Origin of the sequence: uncultured Methanobrevibacter sp. (genome assembly GCF_947166415.1) — an archaeon.
GTDB lineage: Archaea > Methanobacteriota > Methanobacteria > Methanobacteriales > Methanobacteriaceae > Methanocatella.
Window position 1 is genome coordinate 12,125 of sequence record NZ_CAMVEE010000010.1, and the last position, 22,819, is coordinate 34,943.

Here is a 22,819-nt window from a genome sequence, read left to right on the forward strand (position 1 = left end):
AATGACTTTCACACCACCTGACTTTTCACAAATACTGGCCAATGAACAGACAATGAACACCAGACTGATGACACTCAGAAGCAATTTAAGAACTGGACTCACAAATGCAGGAATTAGCTATGAACAGTCTGACACTATCAATCAATTGATTGACAGGTATGAAATCCTTCCGATATTCAAGACAGATGCTAATGTCAATCCGAATACTGCCGGAAAACTTGGAACAATGTATAAACTAGCCAATATCAGTGATGCAACATGGTCAAGTGCCAGCAATGGAAAATACCATGCAGATTATACAAGAGATACTACTCAAGACCAATTTACGGAAAACGGATGGTATTATACAGCAGCATTTGGAAAATTCATCACAACACCCGGAACATATTACTATGGAGACAATAACGGCTGGAGAATTGAATCCAAGTTCAACATAACCGATGGATGGAATGGACTGATGGGAATAGGATTCATGATAGATGCAAATTACTCAGAGTCAGGACTGGTTAAAGACTACAACACAGGAGGGTACACAGGAACATTCATAGGTTCCATTGGAGGATATCCTGGAGTATTTTCACTTGATGACGGATGGGGAAATCAAAGAAGTTCAACATATGATCATGATCACCCGTTCGCTTCAGGAACAATGATACTGGAAAAAGGCGATGACTATGAGATGAGCTACCTTTTCAAGGACACAAGTGGCAATGAATTAATATCTGGAACATGGGATCCATTTGACACATGGAATTCAGATGAAATAGTCTTTGGAGCATACGGATCAGTTGCCTACAAGACAAGCAGCCATACAACCTGTAATACATGGGAAACCAAAATATATTATGAACCAGAATAGGGAGGTGTTATAGTGAGCATAGCCAGCAATGTTATTTTAGAAAACACAAGACTCGGAACTACACGAACAAAAATCAGAAACAAGCTGACAGAGTATAATATCTGGTGGGACAATTCATTGACAATATTTGAATTAGTTGAAAGACTTGTTATGATGTTTGGAGTGACAATATTGAGTACTGTAAAATCAAATATAGTTACTCCTGGAGGTTTTGAATATAGTGTAACATTGGAGGACGATGGTATTCCGGTTGACTGGTGGATTAATGGAGTCCACAGCACTGTCAGAACAGATGCCAATGGAAAATCAGCAATTACAGTGCAATATGTTCAGGATGCAACAGGAACTGTTGTTTGTAAAGTCGGAAAAAAGGAAGTCATAAACATCAATTATTCCTGCGTTCCATTTGAAAGCTTTTCAGATTACGCATGGAACTATGAACCTGAAAACTTTGACATTGTCAAATATCCAGCAAGCATTTCACACACATTTGACATAGACGAAGTGAATTATTCTGAAGTGTTTAATCTATCAAAGGACGTTGGAAGCTCAAGCGTTGTAATGGCAATACCAAAAGTATATGCTAATGCTATTGGCGGAAGTAACGGAATCCATATTGAAGTGGCACTTTACCAGAAAAAGGACAGCAACCAGGGATGGGGAGATGCCATTGCATTACTCAATTCAAAATCATTAAGCCATTACAGAGATACAAAAATCCTGGAACTGGGAGCATATCCCGGCAACAAAGGACTGAAATATTCAACATCAGACCATGTAGTAAGGGATTTGAATATCAGTTCTGGGCAATTGACTTTGGATTCACAGCTCTATTATTTTGACTTGTATTATGACAACGGATATGTCAAAGCAACAATAAGAGCAGGGACAACTAATGTGTATACCTATGAAGGAGATATAAGCGATAAGATAACATTTGATGCTTTCTATCCTGCAGTAATGATTTATGATGCAGGAGGACACATCCAATTTGAAAGCATAAAAGTTGAACCATGGACACATGAGGAGGAAAACAATGAGTGAAACAGAATGGATAGCAATCGGAAGAGTAGTCGGAGATACTGGAGAAAAAGGAGATACTGGTGATGCATTCACATATGAAGATTTCACACCGGAACAGTTAGCTGGATTGAAAGGTGAAACCGGTGATACTGGACCGGCAGGACCAAAAGGTGATACAGGTGATAAAGGAGAAACTGGTGCGGCAGGTAGTAAAGGAGACAAGGGTGAGACTGGAGCAACTGGAGAGAAAGGAGACACAGGACCTAAGGGAGATACTGGAGACACAGGAGCTACTGGAGATACTGGACCGGCCGGGGCGACTGGGGACACTGGAGCTACTGGTATTGGTACTACTATTAAAGGTTCGTATAACACTTACCAGGAACTGATAAACGCTCATCCGACAGGCAATGCAACTGACAGCTATCTGGTTAACGGTTCCCTTTATGTCTGGAATGGAAATGCCTGGGAAAGCGTTGGGAATTTGAAAGGGGATACCGGTGCAACTGGTCCTAAAGGTGATACCGGAGATAGTGGCGTTAAGGGAGATACTGGTGCAACTGGCCCTAAAGGAGACACTGGAGACACTGGTGCTACAGGTGCAACTGGTCAGGGCAGTGATGAGGAGGCTGGATGGAAACTACCGGTAGACCAAATATTGACAACAACAACTTTGCCTACTGGCGTTAGTGCAGGTTATCGTGTAGCTATTGTCACAAGCTCTGTCATGGCCATAAAAGAGTATAACGGAACTTCATGGGATAGTGAGTCTCTTGATCCATATTCAGTGATACCATTAAAACATTCTGGTGGAATACAAATGTATTTGGCAAAATCAACAGGGCCTGTTTATATGGGTGTTGAATATGGAGTCTTTGGTAAGTTTAGGTTTATGACTCAAGCAGCATATGATGCGTTAAGTAGCTATGACAGCGATACGATTTATTTCGTCAGAAGTTAGGTGGCCTGTAATTGGAATGATTCACCCCATATTTTTAGGCATGCATAAATTTTTAGAAACATTTATATATGGTTATGACAAACTTTTATACAAGTGATGAAATTTAGGCATGCCTAAATTTTCACTTGAACAAAACATATTATCTAGTTAAATACTATACAATCTCCAAAATACAAATATGTCGTATTAGATTAGTTTTCCACAATTTTCTAATTTAATACAAAGCTGGAAAATTTCTTCTGCCAGAATAATTTTCCACAACCTCAATTTTTGGTGTTTAACTCTCCTCCGAAAAAATTAAACACCAAATACTCTTTCTTTTTTAATCTGACCTCTTTTCAAAAAAATAATGCTGTTTTTTTAAGGTTAGCCACAGGATGCATCATGTAGCTATGACAACAATACCATTTATTTTCTAAGAAGTTCATAAGTGATAATATGGAACTGTCAGATGAACTCTTAATAGAAATCAGCTATGTTCAGATTTCTAAATATAGGACAAAAACAATGAAGGCACTGGAAGGTAATGTAAAAATACCAAGTGCCATTGCCCGAGATTCGGGGATAAGGACAAATCATATTTCAAAGGTATTGTCTGAGCTGAAAGCGCATGAGCTGGTTGAATGTATCAATCCAGAAGTTAGAAAAGGTAGACTGTATAGGTTGACGGATAAAGGTGCGGAAGTAGTTGAAAATATTGAATTCGATAAATGATTATTTACTATAATCAAATCACAATTTACCTTTGAGACATCAATCTCGCCTGACATTAACTTTGGAAGTAAAATATCTCTAATTTTTTCCAAATTATGTATTACAGATTTATTATAGTTAATTACTTCATAATAATTATCATAAATATTATTAAACTTTTTAATAAGATCTATTGGGGGATAAGCTAGTTTTATTATTGAAAAATCAGCATAATTTAATGTTTGTCTTACTGAACCAGATGCTAATGTAATTACCCATTGTTTAAACCTATCTGATTGAATAAACATATTCATGAAGTTTTCATATTCTTCTTCAACTTTAAAAGCAACATAAACAGGACTTACACAACCATCATAATCAAAATCATTTCTTCCAATAGAACCAATATTGATTCTTGCAGGATTATATGCAAATTCTTTTTGTTTAACCACAATATATTTTTCAATACTTTTACTAAAAACTTGTTTGTCAAAATATTCTTCTGATAAAATCAAGTTCCCTGTATTTACAGCAGAAAATACTTTATAGTCCTTATCCCCAACTTTTTCTTTAATCTGTGTGGTTACTTCACCTAAAGATAATAATTTCCATTCTTTTGGAATTATTCCAATCTCACATTCTTCTAACTCTTCTTGGGAATAATCATCATAATAAACAAAAAATGAGTTATATATTGTTTCAATTTGTTCTTCTAAATTTTTGTTTATCTTATTCATACAATCAATTTTATCATCAATATTAGATAATACTGTAGCAATTTTATTTTGAACTTCAATTGAAGGTAAAGGAATCTCTAAATTTTCTAAAATTGAAACATACAAATTTTTTTGAACACTACCAACAGCCATATCCTTAAAATGTCTTTGATGATATTTTAAAACATAAAAAATGAATTTCATAGAAATATTATTATGAGGGATTATATTAATAGTAGCTCTATTTCCACACATATAATCTTTAATAATCCCTAGTCTACCCACTGTTCCAGATTTACTTATTACAATAGTATTTGGTTTAAATAATAAAGCACTTTTTCCTGCACTATTATATCCTTCTCTTGTTAAAGTTCTAGAAGTTTCATAAACATAACTATCATTCAAATCAACAGCTCTTATCCATTTAATATCTCCATTAAAGTATTCTGGATTTTTTTGGGATGGATTAACGTATCCTTCTTGAAAATTACAACATGATCCTAATGTCACAGTTTTCCATTCTAAACTCAAATTTTATGCGGAAATTTTCAAAAACAAATTTGAGTTTAGATTTTAAAGAGGATAACTTGATTGATTTATGTGAATTGGTTACAGATGGTTCTCATCATAGCCCTCCTTCACAGGTAGAAGGTTATTATATGGCATCTGTTAAAGATATGGGGGCATATAAATTTATTTATTCTGATTGTAGAAAAATATCTGAGGAGGATTATGACAAATTAGTTAAATCGGGATGCTCTCCTAAAAATGAGGATATCTTAATAGCAAAAGATGGATCCCCTTTATCAAATATTTTCATATACCAAGAAGAATATCCTATGGTTCTTTTATCATCAATAGCAATCATAAGAGCAAATAAAAACAAAATACTGCCCGAATTCCTAAAATATTATTTGGAAAATCCATCAATTAAAAAATATATTCAAACTACTTATACCTCTGGTTCAGTTATTCCAAGAATAATTCTTAAAGATTTTAAAAAATTTCCTATTAATTATCCAGATATTGCGAATCAAAAGAAAATAATTGGAGTTCTAAAAAGCATTGATGAAAAAATAGCCATAAATGAAGAAATAAACAAAAATTTAGAACAATTATTACATACTATTTTTAATTATTGGTTTATTAGTTTTGGTAAATTTGAAAATTCTAATTTTACAAAAACCTTTTTAGGGGATATTCCTGAAGGATGGAACTGTGGAGTTTTAAGGGATTTATTAATCTTAACAAAAAATCCTATTAAATCAAATGAAACAAATGGATTGCCTTATCTTCCAATTGATATTATACCTATGAATTCATTAGGTATTTCTGAATTGAAATCTGATGATGAAGCCAACAGTAGTTTAATCACATTTGATAAAAATGATATTTTAATTGGAGCTATGAGAGTTTATTTCCATAGAGTTGTTATTTCTCCATGTTCTGGAGTTACTAGGTCAACATGTTTTGTTTTAAAACCTAAAAAAGAGGAATATTTAAGTTATCTTTTATTATTGTGTAATTTAGATCAAACAATACAGTATGCTCAAAATACTTCCAAAGGAACAACCATGCCTTATGCTGTTTGGGATAATGGTTTAGGAGATATGGATATTATAATCCCTCCAGAAAATGTTTTAAAGGAATTCCATGAATTAGTTTTTCCAATTATAGAAAAAATTAGGGATAGTTATAATGAAATTAATAAATTACAAAAATTAAGAGATACTTTACTTCCTAAGTTAATGTCTGGTGAAATTGATGTCTCACAGATAAATTGTGATTTGAAAATAATTATCATAAAGTTTATATTAAATCCTCTAAAGTATCTATGGAGGTATTTAAATGAAAACAAAGATTATATCCAAAATACAAAATCAAATGAAACCTTACTTAAATCAAGGCCAATATATAAAATTAACAAATTCTTTACTAAATTCACTTCAAGATATAGAAATTATAGACAATAATAATGAATTAAGTGAAGTAGATAATTTTAAATTATTAAACCTTTTCTTATCTGCAAAACAAGTTGAAGGATGTTCTGAAAAAACAATTACATATTATAAATCAACAATCGAAAAAATGTTAATGAAAATTAAAAAGCAAGTTTATAATATTAATACTGATGATTTGAGAAAATATCTTTTTGATCATAAAAATGAAAATAACTCTTCAAAAACAACAATAGATAATATTAGAAGAATATTTTCAAGTTTCTTTTCCTGGTTAGAAGATGAAGATTATATTATCAAAAATCCTGTTAGACGAATACATAGAGTTAAAACCGGGCGTGTAGTTAAAGAAGTTTTGACTGATGAAAATCTTGAAGTCTTAAGGGATAATTGTAATGAAATACGGGATCTTGCAATGGTAGAACTGTTAACATCAACTGGGATAAGGGTTGGAGAACTTGTAAGGTTAAATATTCAAGATATTGATTTTTATGAAAGAGAATGCATTGTTTTTGGAAAAGGTGAAAGTGAACGAGTAGTTTACTTTGATGCAAGAACAAAAATACATTTAATGGAATATTTACAATCAAGGACTGATGATAATCCTGCTTTATTTGTTTCATTAAACAGTCCTTATGATAGATTGGGAATTAGTGGTATAGAAACTAGATTAAGAGAATTGGGAAATAAATGTAATATTGACCGGGTACATCCACATAAATTTAGAAGAACAATGGCTACCAATGCAATTGATAAGGGAATGCCAATAGAACAAGTTCAGAAACTACTTGGGCATGTGCAAATTGACACGACAATGCAATATGCAATGGTAAACCAAAGTAATGTGAAAATAGCTCATAGAAAATTCATAGGATAAATTATTGTTTAGTTTTCTAAAAATCTTATAAAATACCAATATAACAATGTTATTGTTAATATAAATAAAAATCTGATTAATGTCTAATTGAAAAATAAGAATAAATAACTATTTTTAAATAAAAAAGTAGGATAGAATTAATTAAATTTCTTTATTCTATCTGAAAATACATCATATAACCTAGAAGCCTTATCAAGTTGCCAATCAATAATGGAGCTCCAATTAGATTCATCACGAACATTCATAGTCTTAACAATGCTAATATAAGATGCTTTTTTATTATCTAATCTTCCCCAATTTAATTCAAAACCCAATTCAGACTCAATTTCCTGTTTAGATTCATATAGATAATCAAATAATGGCTTACTATCACTAATCCAAATTTGAGATTTTATTTCAGACTTCTGTGTATTGATAGTAAGGGATATATGTGCTAAACTACTACCTATTGCTAAATCATACCAATTTTGCCCATATGGTTTTCTAGAATTAAATATAGGGTAGTTCTTATCTATCTCATCTTTTACTTTAGCCCAATAATTATATTGCAACATTTTTGTAGATGTCATTTCATTATCTAAACTTCTTTTTATTGTCTTTGTCCATTTATTAGGGCTAGATATAATTTGGAACTTAGGAGCAATAGCAGAATCACCAATCCTCCATAATTCAATCCTACATAAGAAAATATTTATTTCATCATCAGTATGTTCATTTAACCAATCAATAGCTTGTCTATGTTCTTCACGTGTTTCTCTTACAATCCAAATTATTGTCTTTGCATCATGACCAGAAGCATAAGTAATAATTTTACCCAGATGATCATGATCAGTATGTTCAAGCTGATTTTCAATAATGATTTTATTATCAGTATTGGCTTCAACAGCCAAAATATCAGTACTAAAAGAACCAGTTTTAGCCTCCGTAGACCTCAACTCAATATCAATACCAATCTCATCACCAAGAGTAGCCAAATTCTCTTCTCTAGCCAACCATTTAGTAAAATCATTAGCCTCATGCGGCCAAATAGAACGTAAATCCTTAACTTTTTCAAGCTTACCTAATTTTTCCATAATACCACCATTATAAATCACAATTTATCTTCGAGACATCAATTTTACCAGACATTAACTTAGGAAGTAAAGTATCTCTTAATGATTGTAGTTTTTTAATTTCAATTTTATTTTTAGTTAAATATTCAAAAAGAGGTTTAAATAGAATGGTTAGATTATAATAGGTTTCTTCATCAGGAATTAAAACTAAAGATTCTTCAAGATGTTGTCTTTTAATATGGCCCATTGTTGTTGCTTTATCTTTTGCAATTAGGATAAATTGATCTAAATAAAATTTAGTCCAACAATAATAAAACCATTTATCAAAATTAGAAGAGGTCACTTTAAAAAGATGTTGGTTAAGTCCACAAGTTCCTCCTGTCCAAATATCGACTAATAAACTTCCAGACCAAGAAAATATGACATCACCATCATAAACTATGCATTCTTCTTTAATGTTTTTTGAACATAAATCACTGGATTCATCAAAAAATCCTTGTCGTAATTCTTTAATTTTAAGAACTTTAAATGAATCTTCAGGAGTTTCAGGAGGAAATTTTTGCATTGCCAATCCATTTTGATAATTAGCTATTCCAGTTAAATTATTTACTTCCCATTCTTTAGGAATTGGTCCAAATTCACTACTGACTAAGTCATCTTCGGAATAATTTTCAAAATTTAACAAATAGTTTTTAAAATTTGTATCTATTAATTTTGTTAAATTTTTGTTTATCCTTTTTAAGACAGAAATTTTCTCATCTATTGTCCATAAAACAGAACTAATTGCTTTTTGTTCATTAATTGAAGGTAATGAAATCTCTAGATTTTTAAAAGTTCCTCCAGATATTTCTTTAAATGTTGATCCGTTAGAGTTGTTAATAATGTATTTAATATTTAATTTAAGCCAATAATAGAAATATTTGTAATGACAAATTTTTTCATCACATATTAAACTTTTAAATCCTTGATTTGTTGATAATTCATTCTTAGCTATTGCAATATAACCAATAGGCGCTCTGGAGGTCATTAAGACGGTGTTTTTTGGAACTAATTTTGCACTAGAATTATTTAATCCTTCTGATGAAATATTACGTTCTCCTCTTGAAATATAAATGTCTTCATAGGAGGATAGATCTTTAGGAGTTATCCAGCCAATATCTCCATACCAATATTCGTTTTTACTTGTTGATGGAGTGCCTCCTGAAACTACCTCACCAATATCATCAATTTTGTAATATTTAAAATCTAAACTCAAATTTATCACCTATACATTGAATTATTATTTTTAACTTATTTTATATAATAATAATATTTAAATTAATAAATGCTTATTAAATGCCAAATACACCATAATTGAGTTACATTTATATCAAAAAATTATTTTATTTTATCCCTATTCACAATTTATATTACTTACATCGATTTCACCAGACATTAACTTCGGAAGTAAAACATCTCTTAAGTTAGTTAATTTATCAATTTTAATTTTATTCAAATTAATTAACTTGTTGAAGTTGATATCAATATTATAAAATTCATTAAAAATATTTTCTGGAGGAACATAAATTTGCTTTATTAATAAAACATTCTGATCAATACCTTGACCTTCTCTAGATGCAGGTTTTATAATGTCTTTAAAATAAGGTATATAATTTTCTATAAATGATTTTAAATAGAATGGATTGATTTTTTCCTCATTAATTCTAAAAACATTGTATGCAGAACTAACTCCGCCAATTTGTTCTTCCATCAATCCCCAATTGAGGATTTCTCTACTCATCCCAAATACTAAATCATTTTTATAAATTAATTTAAATTTAGAAGTACTTGCAGAAAGTTTCTTATTAAATTTATCTTCTCTGGGGTGAATGCCAGTATTTGTAACAGAAAACATTGGAATTGAATCATCATTACTTTTTTCAGTTCTTTTTGTTAATATTTCTTTAAAATCATATATATGCCAAGTTTTTGGAATTAAACCAAATGCAGTGTCATATAATTCATAATCTGAAAAGTCGTTAAAATCAATGAACCAATTTTTAAATAATAATTTTCGTTGATGATTTAAATTTTTGTTTAACTTTTTTTTAGTTTTAATTAATTCATCGATAGTGTTCAATATTTCTATAATTTTCTTTTGATGGAATTCATCTGGAACTTCAACTTCAAAATTACGAATATCTCTTAAAAGTAAATTTTTTTGTGTTGTTCCTCCAGCATATTCGATTAATCTTCTCTTTTCTGAAATCAAATAATAATATAAAAATTTTGGTAGTATTTTATTTTTATTTGGTTTTATTATTGCTACACTTTTCTGAAATGTTGTTTTTCTAGATAAGGGAGAATTTACAAAAACAAATTTACCTATTGTTCCACTATTTGTAATAAGTATATCTTCATTTTCTAATCTTGTTCTTTTATCAGTATCTTCAAAATCATATTTAGTTATTTGTCTAGCATTGGAATAATGAATTTCACCTTCATCAATATCTTTTACACTAACAAAATAATATCCTGAGTTTTCTTGATTTTCACAGTCTCCATGTTTACCATCTGTAATTTGTAAACACAAATCTTCTAATTTATATTGTGAATTACTTAATTCTAAACTCAAATTTACCACTCCTTTAACTAAAAGATAATAATTCAAATTTAGAATTCAAAACCAATTTCTTTTAAACTCTGCCTAATTTTATCTTCAAGTTCATTAGATTCTTTAAATAACTCGCCTAATTCAGTAGTTAATGTTTTCATTTTTTCTTCAAATGGTATTCCATCATCTTCTTCGGGTTTAAATCCAACATAACGTCCAGGAGTTAATATGAAATCATGTTTTTTAATTTCTTCTAAATCACTAACTTTACAAAATCCTTTTTCATCTTCAAGAGTTCCTTCTTCAAATTTAGTATAAGTGTCAGCAATTAAATCGATATCTTCATCAGTTAGTTCACGTAATTTCCTTGAAACCATGGTTCCTAGTTCACGTGCATCAATGAACAATGTTTTTCCTTTTTGTTTTTTATCTCTGTTTAAGAACCATAGACAAACTGGTATTCCAGTAGTATAGAATAATTGTGTAGGAAGTGCAACAATACATTCGACAAGATCATCTTCAACAATTGCTTGTCTGATTTTTCCTTCACCGGATGTTGTTGATGAAAGTGAACCGTTGGCTAATACAAGTCCAATTTTTCCTTTTGGTGATAAGTGATGAATCATATGTTGCATCCATGCGAAGTTTGCATTTCCTTTTGGAGGTATTCCGTATTTCCATCTAGGGTCATCTGTTATTTGTTCTTGCCCCCATTTTTTAAGGTTGAATGGTGGATTTGCCATTACATAATCAGCTTTAAGTGTTGGATGTAAATCATTTAAAAATGTGTCAGCTTGGTGTTCTCCAAGGTCTGCTTCAAGTCCTCTGATAGCTAAATTCATTTTAGCCATTTTCCAAGTTGTAGGGTTTGATTCCTGACCGTATATTGATATTTTTTTAATGTTTCCACTGTGGTTTTCTATAAAGTTTTTGGACTGGACGAACATGCCTCCGGAGCCACAGCACGGGTCGTATACTCTTCCATTGTATGGTTGTAAGACGGAAACTAGAGTTTTTACAACACATGCTGGAGTATAGAACTCTCCTGCTTTTTTACCTTCAGTTTCTGCAAACATACTTAAACAGTATTCATAAGTACGTCCAAGGATATCTTTTTTATCTCCTTTTTCTGACATTTGGACATTTGTGAATATGTCAATAACTTCTCCTAATTTTTGTTTATCAAGTTCTGGTCTTGAGAAGTTTTTAGGTAGTATTCCTTCAAGTGATTTGTTGTTATCTTCAATAGCTTTCATTGCTTTATCAATTGCCAGACCATTTTCTGCAGTGTTTGCTTTTTTAGCTATTTGGGACCAACGAGCTTCAGGTGGAACAAAGAAAATGTTTTCTGATGTATATTCATCAATATCTTCTTCAAATCCTTCTCCTTCTTCAACAAGTTCTTGGTATTTTTCTTCAAATTTATCAGATAGATATTTTAGAAAAATTAATCCCAATACTACATGTTTATATTCTGATGCATCCATTGAACCTCTTAGTTCATCAGCTGCATCCCATATTTGTTTTTCAAAACCTATTTCACTACTATTATCTTTTACCATTCAAATCACCTAAATTTCAACATCTGCCCATAATTCACATTGTGCAATAACTTTTTCTAAAGCAAATTCCATATCTTCTGGAGGATATTTATATTTTTTCAGGAGCCTTTTTACAGTTTTTCTCATGTTAGCTCTTGCTGATTCTTTTTTCTGCCAATCAATGGTTCTATTTTTTCGTAAAGATTCTGTTAGCTCTTGTGTAATCTTAATTAATGTTTCGTTATCGTAAAACTCGTGGATGTTCTCGGGAAGGGCTATTGCGTTGTAGAAAGCTAATTCCTCTTCAGACAATCCTAATTCTTCACCTTCTTTGTGTGCATCACGTAGAAGTCTTGCAATCTTTATTAATTCTTCAATAACTTCATCATTAGTGATGTGGCCATTAACATAACTATTCATTGTTTGTTTTAAAAGGCTAGAGAATTCTTCAGATTTAACAATGTTTTTACGAGTATAAACTTTTACTTCATCATTAAGTAATTTTTGTAAAATTGATACAGTTAAATTGGAGGAATCTAATGCGCGTACTTTATCTAAAAATTCAGGGTCAAATAAGGATACTTCTTCACTAACATTTATTACATTAATTACTCCAGTACTTTTAATGGATTGGTTAAGTAAATTTGTAATCTGTTCGTTAATTTGGTGAATGGATAATTTTTTATCTGAAGAAACCTTCACAATAACAGTTCGCACTGCTTCAAAGAATGCAGCTTCAAAACGTTCATTTTCTTTAGCCACACTCCTACATAATGATAATGATTTTTTAAGTATTAATGCTTCTTTTAAAAATAGTTTTTTGGTTTCTTCACGAGATATGTCCTGCATGAAGTTTACTCCACCAGAAATAATTTTTGATCTTTCAAGATTACTGTCACCGAAGAATTTTGAGTAATCAAATCCGTGGAATAAATCTTGACAAACTTCTAGTTTTTCTTGGAATTTGGTATAAACTTTATGGACATCCATATCCCCATAATTCTTATTATCTCTTTCTGTGTATTCACTCATTGCTTTTTTAAGCTCTGAAGCTATTCCAATATAATCAACAATGAGTCCTCCTTCTTTTCCTTTGAATACTCTGTTTACACGTGCAATAGCTTGCATTAAGTTATGGCCTTTCATTGGTTTGTATACATACATTGTTGCAAGGGATGGAACATCAAATCCTGTAAGCCACATATCAACTACAATAGCTATTTTCATTGGGTCGTCATCATCTTTAAATTTCTTTTCAAGTTCTTTTTTATATGATTTATCCCCAATTATTTCATGCCATTCTTCAGGGTCTTTATTAGAACCACTCATAACCACTTTAACTTTTTCATCCCAATCAGGACGTAGCTCTAATATTTTTTCATACATTTTAATTGCTATTGGTCTTGAATATGCAACAATCATTGCTTTACCAGTTAATTCATTAGCACGATTGTTTTCATAATGATCAACAATGTCTTTACAGATATCGTCAATTATTTCAGGAGCTCCAAGCAATGATTCCATTTTACTTAGCTCACGTTTACTTCTCTCAATATTGTACTCTTCAGCTTGTTCTCTAAGTTCCCAATATTTATCATCAATTTGTTGTAAGACTAACTCATCAAGTTGTATCTCAGCAATACGGCTTTCATAGCTTATTGGTACAGTTGCTCCATCTTCTACTGATTGAGTCATATCATAAATATCGATGTAGTCTCCAAATACTTCTCGAGTGTTTTTGTCTGCTCTTGAAATTGGAGTTCCTGTAAATCCAATAAATGTTGCATTTGGAAGTGCGTTGTGTATTCTTCTTGCAGCACCTATTTTTATTTCACCAGTATCCGGGTCTACTGTTTCTTCTAAACCATATTGGCTACGGTGTGCTTCATCAGATATTACAATTACATCATCCCTGTCTGTTAGTGCATCATCGTAATTATCAAATTTCTGCATTGTTGAAAAGAATATTCCATTAGCTTTCCTATCTTTTAGTAAGTCTTTTAAGTTTTGCATGCTTGTAGCTTGTTTTGGGGTTTGTCTTAAAAAACTACTACATTTACTGAATTGTGAGAATAATTGCCCATCTAAATCATTTCTGTCTGTAATTACTACGAATGTTGGGCTTTCAAGTTTTTGTTGTAGTTTGTTAACATAAAATACCATGGATAAACTTTTTCCACTTCCTTGAGTGTGCCAGAATACTCCTGCTTTATGATCGCTTCTAATAGCTTTAACAGTTGAGTTAACGGCTTTATTAACTGCAAAGTATTGATGGTATGCTCCAAGGATTTTAATTTTAGTTGTTGAATCATTTGAATATAAAATGAAATTCTTTAATATGTCTAAAAATCTTGTTGTATCAAATATTCCTTTAAAGAATGTTGTAAAATCAGCCCATTGTGTTGTTTCATAACTTCCGTCAGTTGTTTTCCATTCCATGAATCTGTCTTCAGATGCAGTTATTGTTCCTGCTTTTGAAATTGACATATCACTCATTACGCAAAAAGCATTATAATTAAAAAGTGATGGAATGACTTGCATGTATTTTTTTAATTGATTATAAGCTTCAGAGGTATCTGTGTCTTCTCTTGAAGGAGATTTTAACTCACATACTACTAATGGGAATCCATTTACAAAAACAATAATATCTGGACGTTTAATTTCTTTTTCTTCAACAGTCCATTGATTAATAACAGTGAATGCATTATTTCCTTGATTTTCAAAATCAATTAATTTAACATGAGTAGATTTTTCTTCTCCATCTTTCCAGTAATTAACATTAACTCCATTTTGAAGATATTCCATAAATTTGTTATTTTTATCTTCAACCGAACCAATTCCAAAATCTTGAATTACCGCAACTGCTTTATCAACAGCTTCTTTATCTAATTTATTATTAATTTGATATAATACATTTAAATCATCCATATAAAGAGGATTTTTATAATCTCTTTCTATATCTGGACCATAATAATACATGTAACCTAAATTTTGAAATAATTCAATCAATGATTTTTCATATGCATCTTCATTATAAATGGAAATAAGACCAACCCCTGAGGACATATTATAAGATAAACACAATATTGTATTATTCATATTTATATAACCATGTACTATTAAGTTTTACTAAGTTCGTTAATAATAATCAAAATGCATATTATGTGTGTTAGAAAAATTTTAATCCAATAATAAACCAAAAATAATTATTTAAAATTAAATATGTTATTTTATTCATCTAATTTGAAATTATTAATATATCTTTTAGAATTGGATCTATATGGAGAATCATCACCTTTAATTGAAAAATTCAAATTACAATTAACTTTTAAATAGGATAATAGTATAATTTCAACAATTTCTTCAAAAAATCCTGCTTGATTAGCAATATCTTTAAGACAATTGGCAGAGTATAATTGTGTATTAATATCGTCATACATCAAGTCTATTAATTCTTTTTGAGAATTTTTATTAAAAACTTGTTTGGCATGATGTTTTATTTTATTTACTATTTTATCAATATCTCCAGAAGTTAATCTAAATTTTCCGGAATGTATGACTTTATTCCTATAAACTTCAATCGAAGTAACAACATAATTCATCTTAAAAAAATTAGAAACAAGATTGACATCTCTTTTGTTATGATTAGATGATAAAAAATTATTTTCAATATTATTTAGAATTATAAAGATTTCATTTTGCAAAATCTCTAAAAGTTTTGTATTATCTAATTTTAAATATCGGAACCTTTTTGTTAATTCTTTATTAAAATTAACTCTTTGATTTCTATTTGAATCATCGCTTTTATTATTTTTAAAAACTTCCATGAATGCAGAACACAATATAAGTCGCACTTCTAGATATGGTTCATTTTTAATCCAAACATAATAATCTAATAAATAATCTATATCAATTTCACCATTCTTACTCTCACAATAATTATCATATATGGAATTGATGAAATTAATAAAATTTATAGATATATTCCAAAAAATAGAGTTTCCATTAATTTTATGAACATTTTTTGATTTGATTTTAATTTCAAGTTTATTATTTTCATATTGGATAATTTTCATTCTTGAAGGCAATAAATTAGAATCATAAAATCTAAATAGGCCATCAAAATTATTAATAATTTCTATGAATTTTTCTTCACTATCATCAAATTCATAATATAAGAAAGTATCCTTGCCTAAAAGTTGATTAAATGATTCTTGTTGTTTTTTAAGTAATTCATTGAATTTTAAAATAGATTCTTCTGATTCATCTTCTTTTTTAAAATCTTCAGTATTACATGATTTCAAATAAATCTCATTTAATTTTTCAGATTTAAATCTTTCATAATAAGGATGGTAAAGACCTTCATATTCTAGAATAGACCATACTTTTTTTATTCCATTTTTTGGAACATAGCCTTTATGAATAAAAATTATTTCATCACAAGTTCCAACAACCTTGTGAGTGTATTCCCACATATTGAATGTATCATCATTTATATGAAAACCATGAATATGAATATCATATTTGTCTGTAGAACATTTAATGTTAAACTTTACATTATCAACATCACTAAATCTCCTGCAAAAGGGGGCTTTAATTTCAAAAACATGAATCCGGCATGATATTGTAATTGAGTCATAAATATTAATGTTGATATCTGACAACTTAAAATACTTTTTATTTTCATGAAATAAACCACCATCATTTATTTTAAAATTATAATGATTTTCATCATCTTTTTTAAAATTTAATGGAGGAATAATTGGAATTTTATAACACATAACAAATTCTCCAGATTATTAAATATCATGGTACTTTAATCATTAATTCTATTTCTTTAATATAAGCTATTTATTGTGCTTTTTGTTTTAGATATCATCAAATACCTTTCAAAAGCAATTCTCCATTAATATTTAATTGGATATTAACATTAGTATTTTTTGTAAGTATATGTTTATTAAATATTATTTTTAACTAGTAAAATTACAATCTAATATAAATTTTGCCTCAGACTTTTATAATTTGTTATTCAGATATTAAATAGTGATTATCATGACCGAAGACAGATTTAGAAAATACGACGAACTTGAAGATGATGAAAAAGAAGTGCTTGATGCTTTCAGACAAATGAAGCTAATGTCAGACTACAACAGATTCAAATTATACAAATTCAAAGTTGAAGATTTAATAAAAGATTATGAACAATTAAAACAACTCAGAGAAAACATCCAGGAAAAATATTTCTCAATCTATGAAGAACTTCTAAATGAAGAGCTAATCGAAGGCGAACTTGATGCTAGTATTTGGGGAATCACCAGAGATTATGAAAATGAAACATGGAACTCAGAACTGAAACTGATGAGTGAAATCAAAACCAATTTTGACATAGCTATTAAAATGATTGAGTCTGGCGAGCAGATCAATCAATTATTGATGCCGAAAATAATTTTTAGCAATATTAACAAATATTATTGTGAAAACAAATCACTCCTATAAACTTGTTTTCTAATAGAAATAAGTCAGAGAAAATTAACCCTTAACAATTATTGGCTTATTTCTATTCTATCCCTTCACACCAATTAGAATATGTTCCTTTAACTTCTCACTTAAATCGAATGCCAACCTGTCCCATAAATTATATTCCTCATAATCTGAATCTTCACGATAATCTTCGAGCTTAAAATCAAAGCCAACACCATATTCGTCTGCAATTGTTTTTATTTTTTTATAATAGTTCTTGGAGTGTTCCAACAGATTATATTCATCGGCCCAGTTAATGTTGTGTTCTCCCTGTATCGCACCTATGCGATACATGTCATTAAGACTTTCTTCAAGTGTTTTTTCCATTTTTATCACCTTTGAAATTAATTATTGGAATTTTTACATTATAGTGTTTTCGCTTAAAAAAGTAGCTATACTATATAAATATTTATATATTATAAATAATAAATTATATAATAAATTAGATAATAATTTAAGTGGAGGACATTTATGCCAGATTCAATTGTTTTACTTGAAGAAAGAAAAGAAGTCACTACATTCTTATTAGATGAAGGTACTATCACTGCAACCACCGTAACAACCCCTACTGGAGAAACTCCTGGTTACGAATATGCAGGAAACAAAATTAAGACAGATGATGTTGTAACATTATCAGCCAATTCAGATATCGGAAAACCAACCGTTAAAAAATATACTGCTGCTGAAGGTGAAATCATTTTAGGTATTGCAGTCAATGATCCGGTTACCATGACTGGTGGAAAAAGAAAAACAGCAATTCTTGTATTGGGTCATTTATTCAGATTGAAATTAGCTAGTGGATTATCAAACATTGCAGTTAATGACAGAATAGCTTTAACCAGCACTGGAGCTATCAAATCAGATGACGGAGAATATATTGCAATGCATCCTGTAGCTAGTTCAGATGATTACAATTACATAGAAGTTTTCAGGCCGTATGACATCGGTGAAACTGGCCAGACTTAAAGGTGATAGTTAATGATTACAAAAGGAAATGATACCAAAGTTCAAAATGAGGTAATAGCTCAAACCATTACTGATGAAACTGCAAAAAGGTTAAAGCTTGCAAGACTCTTTCCTAAACAAGAAATCAAAGAGAATTCTGATTACTACACTTACTTCAGACAGAACATTAATCTCGATGAAGCTATTAAAAAAGGATTGCTCGGTGAGGCAAAAGATATTGCTCAGGGTGCAAGCCTTCAAGAGCTGAATATAAGAAAACCGGTAACAGACACCATCAGCATTGACACTGTCGGTGGTGTTTTAAACGTCAACAAGGATGTCTTTGATTCTGATATCGTTTCATTTGAGGATTTGTTAGGGGATGTAGCTACAGTTATTGCTAACCGTATCGAATACAACATTTACGATACTTTAATCAGCTCACCGAACGTTCCGCAATATAACACAACCCAAACCGATGATACCATGGAGACCTTCGGAAACTTCATCATCAAGGCACAGGAAGCTTTCAAAGGCAATGCCGGTGCAGGGGCTGATTTAACAATAATGGCTGAGTCATACAAAACCTTAAGCTATGTTAAACAGTTAGCTTACTCATCAAACAAGTTGGTTCAGCCTGTAGAAGACATTAAGGAATACTACGGTATTGACAATATCGATTTGTTAGGTACCACCCAAGCTGATGGAGGATCATTAATTGGTGACAAGCAATATATCGGATTTGACTTAAGGAATGCTCCATTAACAGTATTGTACTCTAAATCTTCAGGAACTACTGTTGCACCAATTACCAGTGATGAAAACATTGCAGACTTCTATCCTATCATAGAAATCATGCGTAAAGATATCTATGATGAGTTACCTCAGTATACAAAATTGTTCATCCAAAGTAAAGTCGGAATATTGTTGAATAAACCTGGTCTTGCCCTGAAAGGTACCTGCAGACCATAAGGATGTGATTATCATGTTAACCAAAGGAAATGATGCTAAAGTACAAAATGAAGTGATGGCACAGATAGTTGCCGATACTTCTGCAAAGTGGATGAAATTCACAAGGTTGCTTCCAAAACAGGAGATTGAAGAGAACAGTCAGTATTATACTTACATGTCACAGCGTGTAAATATTGAGGAAGCTATTCAGTCCGGTGTATTGGGTGAGGCTAAAGACATTGCTCCGGGTGCTACTTTACAGGAGTTAAATGTCAGAAAACCAATCTCAGAAACTGTCAGCATAGACACCATTGGGGGCGTATTGAACGTTTCAGCACAGATGCTTGATTCCAACTTAATATCTGTTAATGACATGCTACAGGATGTTGGAATATTAATAGGCAGAAGCATCGAAAAGGCAGCTATTGATATGATCATGAACTCCAGTAAAGTTTCCACCTACAACTTCCAAGCAGGTGACGATACCGGAATGACAATCCTCAAAGCTCAGGAAAAGTTCAAAGAAAGTGCAGGAAGTTATGCTAACCTTAACTCAATGGCTGTTAGCTACAAATCATTAACAACCTTAAAGTCTGACATCTTCTCAAGCAACAGACAGGTCGAACCGGTAGAGTTAATCAAAAGCTATTACGGTGTTGACAACATCGATATTTTAGGAACAGCAGTATGTGACGGAGGTTCAGAGATGGGTGACAAGACCTATATCGGCATGGACTACATAAACCCAGGAATGAAATTGTTATATTCAAGAACTACCGGAACTACCGTTGCTCCGTTAGGGCCTGACGGTGAGATGTATGATTTTTATCCGTTAATCGAATTCATGAGAAAGGACATCAGGGATGAGTTGCCAATGTATACCAAACTCTTCATCCTGTCAAGCGTTGGAGTATTAATGAATGCACCTAACAGAATAATCAAAGGTAATTTCAGAGCATAAAAGCCATATTTTATCTCCGAAATTAGTGAAGTTTCAATAGCTTCACTAATTTCTTCGTCTCATATTTTTTATATTGAATAATCGCCATATTATATAATAGAGGCTATAAAAATGAAATTGATTCTAGATAGTGAAAATTCACATCCGACAACAATAACAGTCAAAGGAAAAGAAATAACATTGCTCTTGATTGAATCCAGCATATTAATTGATTCATCACAGATAGCCAGGATTTTTGACAAAAAGGAAAAGACAGTAGCAACCAAAGTCCAGAAATCCAAACTGGAGAAATACGAAACAGAAAACGTTAAGTTACTCAAAAATTACGGACTGATGCATCCGGAAGCAATAAAACCAAGACCATTCTATGATTTAAGGCAGATGCTTGAAGGATCTGCTTATTATTACTTCAAACAGATTGATGAACTTGATCTTATCGACGTTATTGTTAGAGTAGCTATTGGAAAACATAGGGAATGGATCCATAACAGAAATATCCAACATTAACGACAGCCATTAACTGTTTAAAACTTATTTTTAGAAACTGTTTGATATATATCATGGTTTAAAAACCAGTATGGTATCAATAACCTCTGCTGTTAATGTCAGGGACATACAATTAAATCAATAGCTGCCTGTTTAATGTCAGTTTTAAAAAAAGCAGTATTTATCTTGCAGCCATTTCATCAAGGTCTCTGTAGCTCATTATTCTGTTGGGATGGTCTTCATGTTCTGCGATGATTTTTTCCATCCAGATGACGTCATACCATGTGTCGAACTTGTATCCGCATTTGGAGAATCTTGCAACTCTTTCAAAACCCATCTTTTCATGGAATCTCATGCTTGAATTGTCCAGATGCTCATCTTCCCTTTCTGTGTATGCGATGTATGAGTACATGTTTTTTATTCCCATCATCTTCACTGCATCTTCAACTGCAAGGTAGAGTTTTCGTCCAAGGCCTTTTCGTTTGAAATCCTCTTTGATATATATTGTAAGCTCACAGGACCAGTCATAGGCAGGCACATCTGAAAAGGGCTTGGCATAGGCAAAGCCTTTGATGGAGCTTTTATCTTCGAGCACGAAAAAGGGGAATTTTTCAGTTATATATATCATTTCCTGTCTGAAATCATCTATTTCGGGTGCTTTATATGAAAAGTGGACTGCGGTGTTTTTCATGTAGTAATCCATTATGTTAACAATTTCTGGGGCGTCATCTGCTGTTGCTTTTCTCATGTTCATGTGAAATACACCTTTAACTTGTAGTATGTTTTTATTGAATAAATTATTTTTCATGAATATAATATTTTTTTATATAAAAAATATAATAAATAGGATAATACAAATTATAATATATGACAGAAGACAATATTAGCTGGACAAGTTTTTGCCAGGCAATGAACTCAATTGCATTCTGGTTAATCCAGAACAAGAAAAACTATAAGAAACGTGACCATTACCAGATATTGACATTAAAAGGTAACTGCAGCGATATAGAAAAGAAAGCCAAGAAGCTAGGTTCAGACAAGCTAGTTGCAATGTATACAATGGCTTTGATTAAGGATAACAGTTCTTTGGATTTCCTTCCAAACTATGTAACATTAAAGAATGGAACTCAAATTGACAAGGCTGAATATGTTGACATGGCCATAAGGACTGAAAGCTACATCAGAGCAAACGGAAGACTTCCGGCTATAGTATACAGAAAGTCAACACTGCCGGACTATAACGATTCAACAATGAAGTTATTTATAAAGACTTATACTTTCAAAGGTAATAGTATTGATGAGGCATTGGCAGTAATAGCTAAAAAGAAATTGTACAGCAAATACTTTGATTCACAAAAAACAGACAAGAAAACAATAACTGACGCTAAAGAAGGTAAAGGTTCCAACTGCGTTGACTGGGGACAGGTATATTATCGTATTGCAAAAAGTTTAGGCTATGACGTGCAGTTTGTCCATGTCAAATGTCGTGTCAGCGGTACTGGACATATCAGATTAAGATTAAGACATAAGAAGCATACTTCAGGAAAATGGATTAACCGTGATCCTGCTGCAGTGGCAGATACAACTTCCGGTAATGTCAGAGCAATATGGTGTGAAGATGGTTATTTAATAGCTTACGATCCATCTTGGATATTTACAGATTTGTATAGTAGTTAACGTTAA

Annotated in this window: 20 protein-coding genes and 1 pseudogene; 12 read left to right on the forward strand and 9 right to left on the reverse strand. The window is 31.2% G+C overall.

Features of this window, described 5'->3' with window-relative positions:
- The first annotated feature begins 1 nt into the window (after position 1).
- The 4 genes from Q0W25_RS03230 (at position 2) to Q0W25_RS09015 (ending at position 3,557) form a co-directional block, all read left to right on the forward strand.
- On the forward strand, positions 2 to 859 hold the full coding sequence (locus tag Q0W25_RS03230; protein ID WP_298518849.1) for a hypothetical protein: 858 nt from the start codon (positions 2 to 4) through the stop codon (positions 857 to 859).
- Between the two features lie 12 nt (positions 860 to 871).
- Entirely contained in the window at positions 872 to 1,903 is a 1,032-nt protein-coding gene (locus Q0W25_RS03235; protein ID WP_298518852.1) for a hypothetical protein, read from the forward strand.
- Complete coding sequence (locus Q0W25_RS03240; RefSeq protein WP_298518855.1) at positions 1,896 to 2,843, forward strand: hypothetical protein; 948 nt, start codon at positions 1,896 to 1,898, stop codon at positions 2,841 to 2,843. The genes Q0W25_RS03235 and Q0W25_RS03240 overlap by 8 nt, the downstream gene beginning before the upstream one ends.
- Before the next feature lie 438 nt (positions 2,844 to 3,281).
- The gene (locus Q0W25_RS09015) at positions 3,282 to 3,557 is read left to right on the forward strand and encodes a transcriptional regulator (RefSeq protein WP_367270520.1); all 276 of its coding nucleotides are present in this window, start codon (positions 3,282 to 3,284) and stop codon (positions 3,555 to 3,557) included.
- A gap of 698 nt (positions 3,558 to 4,255) precedes the next feature.
- Here the strand turns inward: Q0W25_RS09015 and Q0W25_RS09020 are convergent.
- A pseudogene (locus Q0W25_RS09020) lies at positions 4,256 to 4,762 on the reverse strand (restriction endonuclease subunit S); the annotation flags it as partial.
- A 77-nt stretch (positions 4,763 to 4,839) separates the two neighbouring features.
- On the opposite strand from Q0W25_RS09020, the gene Q0W25_RS03250 reads away from it, so the two are divergent.
- A complete protein-coding gene (locus Q0W25_RS03250; protein WP_298518861.1) occupies positions 4,840 to 6,225 on the forward strand; it encodes a restriction endonuclease subunit S in 1,386 nt (461 codons plus the stop codon).
- Positions 6,137 to 7,087: a site-specific tyrosine recombinase/integron integrase gene (xerA, locus tag Q0W25_RS03255; protein WP_298518951.1), complete on the forward strand. Its 951-nt coding sequence runs from the start codon at positions 6,137 to 6,139 to the stop codon at positions 7,085 to 7,087. The genes Q0W25_RS03250 and xerA overlap by 89 nt, the downstream gene beginning before the upstream one ends.
- Positions 7,088 to 7,224: 137 nt before the next feature.
- On the opposite strand, the gene Q0W25_RS03260 is transcribed toward xerA, so the two are convergent.
- From Q0W25_RS03260 to Q0W25_RS03285, 6 genes are all read right to left on the reverse strand, one after another.
- A complete protein-coding gene (locus tag Q0W25_RS03260) occupies positions 7,225 to 8,160 on the reverse strand; it encodes a DUF4268 domain-containing protein (protein ID WP_298518864.1) in 936 nt (311 codons plus the stop codon).
- Between the two features lie 10 nt (positions 8,161 to 8,170).
- Positions 8,171 to 9,394 (reverse strand): restriction endonuclease subunit S, encoded by a 1,224-nt coding sequence (locus Q0W25_RS03265; RefSeq protein ID WP_298518867.1) that lies wholly within the window; start codon positions 9,392 to 9,394, stop codon positions 8,171 to 8,173.
- Positions 9,395 to 9,532: 138 nt separating this feature from the next.
- Positions 9,533 to 10,753: a restriction endonuclease subunit S gene (locus Q0W25_RS03270; RefSeq protein WP_298518870.1), complete on the reverse strand. Its 1,221-nt coding sequence runs from the start codon at positions 10,751 to 10,753 to the stop codon at positions 9,533 to 9,535.
- 38 nt (positions 10,754 to 10,791) lie between these two features.
- Complete coding sequence (locus Q0W25_RS03275; RefSeq protein WP_292740437.1) at positions 10,792 to 12,294, reverse strand: class I SAM-dependent DNA methyltransferase; 1,503 nt, start codon at positions 12,292 to 12,294, stop codon at positions 10,792 to 10,794.
- A gap of 9 nt (positions 12,295 to 12,303) precedes the next feature.
- A complete protein-coding gene (locus Q0W25_RS03280) occupies positions 12,304 to 15,372 on the reverse strand; it encodes a type I restriction endonuclease subunit R (protein WP_367270521.1) in 3,069 nt (1,022 codons plus the stop codon).
- 131 nt (positions 15,373 to 15,503) lie between these two features.
- On the reverse strand, positions 15,504 to 17,054 hold the full coding sequence (locus Q0W25_RS03285; protein ID WP_298518875.1) for a hypothetical protein: 1,551 nt from the start codon (positions 17,052 to 17,054) through the stop codon (positions 15,504 to 15,506).
- 271 nt (positions 17,055 to 17,325) lie between these two features.
- Here Q0W25_RS03285 and Q0W25_RS03290 point away from each other — a divergent pair, with 271 nt between their 5' ends.
- Positions 17,326 to 17,769, forward strand: coding sequence for a hypothetical protein (locus Q0W25_RS03290; protein WP_298518878.1), 444 nt, complete (start codon positions 17,326 to 17,328; stop codon positions 17,767 to 17,769).
- Between the two features lie 66 nt (positions 17,770 to 17,835).
- On the opposite strand, the gene Q0W25_RS03295 is transcribed toward Q0W25_RS03290, so the two are convergent.
- Entirely contained in the window at positions 17,836 to 18,120 is a 285-nt protein-coding gene (locus Q0W25_RS03295) for a hypothetical protein (protein WP_292740429.1), read from the reverse strand.
- A gap of 144 nt (positions 18,121 to 18,264) precedes the next feature.
- Here Q0W25_RS03295 and Q0W25_RS03300 point away from each other — a divergent pair, with 144 nt between their 5' ends.
- The 4 genes from Q0W25_RS03300 (at position 18,265) to Q0W25_RS03315 (ending at position 21,157) form a co-directional block, all read left to right on the forward strand.
- Positions 18,265 to 18,759 (forward strand): hypothetical protein, encoded by a 495-nt coding sequence (locus tag Q0W25_RS03300; RefSeq protein WP_298518881.1) that lies wholly within the window; start codon positions 18,265 to 18,267, stop codon positions 18,757 to 18,759.
- A 12-nt stretch (positions 18,760 to 18,771) separates the two neighbouring features.
- The gene (locus tag Q0W25_RS03305; protein ID WP_298518884.1) at positions 18,772 to 19,710 is read left to right on the forward strand and encodes a hypothetical protein; all 939 of its coding nucleotides are present in this window, start codon (positions 18,772 to 18,774) and stop codon (positions 19,708 to 19,710) included.
- A gap of 13 nt (positions 19,711 to 19,723) precedes the next feature.
- Positions 19,724 to 20,650 carry a hypothetical protein gene (locus tag Q0W25_RS03310; RefSeq protein ID WP_292740422.1) on the forward strand — a complete coding sequence of 309 codons (927 nt, stop codon included), beginning with the start codon at positions 19,724 to 19,726 and terminating at the stop codon, positions 20,648 to 20,650.
- Positions 20,651 to 20,761: 111 nt separating this feature from the next.
- Positions 20,762 to 21,157 (forward strand): hypothetical protein, encoded by a 396-nt coding sequence (locus tag Q0W25_RS03315; protein WP_292740420.1) that lies wholly within the window; start codon positions 20,762 to 20,764, stop codon positions 21,155 to 21,157.
- Between the two features lie 160 nt (positions 21,158 to 21,317).
- On the opposite strand, the gene Q0W25_RS03320 is transcribed toward Q0W25_RS03315, so the two are convergent.
- A complete protein-coding gene (locus tag Q0W25_RS03320; protein ID WP_292740418.1) occupies positions 21,318 to 21,890 on the reverse strand; it encodes a GNAT family N-acetyltransferase in 573 nt (190 codons plus the stop codon).
- A 113-nt stretch (positions 21,891 to 22,003) separates the two neighbouring features.
- Between Q0W25_RS03320 and Q0W25_RS03325 the strand changes: the two genes are divergently transcribed.
- Positions 22,004 to 22,813: a pseudomurein-binding repeat-containing protein gene (locus Q0W25_RS03325; RefSeq protein ID WP_292740416.1), complete on the forward strand. Its 810-nt coding sequence runs from the start codon at positions 22,004 to 22,006 to the stop codon at positions 22,811 to 22,813.
- Positions 22,814 to 22,819: the final 6 nt, after the last annotated feature.

Bases quoted from the DNA above. Each gene is read 5' to 3' on its own strand.
- Q0W25_RS03230 (WP_298518849.1), top strand. From the start codon at position 2: ATGACTTTCACACCACCTGACTTTTCACAAATACTGGCCAATGAACAG.
- Q0W25_RS03240 (WP_298518855.1), top strand. From the start codon at position 1,896: ATGAGTGAAACAGAATGGATAGCAATCGGAAGAGTAGTCGGAGATACT.
- Q0W25_RS09015 (WP_367270520.1), top strand. From the start codon at position 3,282: ATGGAACTGTCAGATGAACTCTTAATAGAAATCAGCTATGTTCAGATT.
- xerA (WP_298518951.1), top strand. From the start codon at position 6,137: ATGAAACCTTACTTAAATCAAGGCCAATATATAAAATTAACAAATTCT.
- Q0W25_RS03260 (WP_298518864.1), bottom strand. From the start codon at position 8,160: ATGGAAAAATTAGGTAAGCTTGAAAAAGTTAAGGATTTACGTTCTATT.
- Q0W25_RS03275 (WP_292740437.1), bottom strand. From the start codon at position 12,294: ATGGTAAAAGATAATAGTAGTGAAATAGGTTTTGAAAAACAAATATGG.
- Q0W25_RS03280 (WP_367270521.1), bottom strand. From the start codon at position 15,372: ATGAATAATACAATATTGTGTTTATCTTATAATATGTCCTCAGGGGTT.
- Q0W25_RS03285 (WP_298518875.1), bottom strand. From the start codon at position 17,054: ATGTGTTATAAAATTCCAATTATTCCTCCATTAAATTTTAAAAAAGAT.
- Q0W25_RS03290 (WP_298518878.1), top strand. From the start codon at position 17,326: ATGACCGAAGACAGATTTAGAAAATACGACGAACTTGAAGATGATGAA.
- Q0W25_RS03295 (WP_292740429.1), bottom strand. From the start codon at position 18,120: ATGGAAAAAACACTTGAAGAAAGTCTTAATGACATGTATCGCATAGGT.
- Q0W25_RS03300 (WP_298518881.1), top strand. From the start codon at position 18,265: ATGCCAGATTCAATTGTTTTACTTGAAGAAAGAAAAGAAGTCACTACA.
- Q0W25_RS03305 (WP_298518884.1), top strand. From the start codon at position 18,772: ATGATTACAAAAGGAAATGATACCAAAGTTCAAAATGAGGTAATAGCT.
- Q0W25_RS03310 (WP_292740422.1), top strand. From the start codon at position 19,724: ATGTTAACCAAAGGAAATGATGCTAAAGTACAAAATGAAGTGATGGCA.
- Q0W25_RS03315 (WP_292740420.1), top strand. From the start codon at position 20,762: ATGAAATTGATTCTAGATAGTGAAAATTCACATCCGACAACAATAACA.
- Q0W25_RS03320 (WP_292740418.1), bottom strand. From the start codon at position 21,890: ATGAACATGAGAAAAGCAACAGCAGATGACGCCCCAGAAATTGTTAAC.
- Q0W25_RS03325 (WP_292740416.1), top strand. From the start codon at position 22,004: ATGACAGAAGACAATATTAGCTGGACAAGTTTTTGCCAGGCAATGAAC.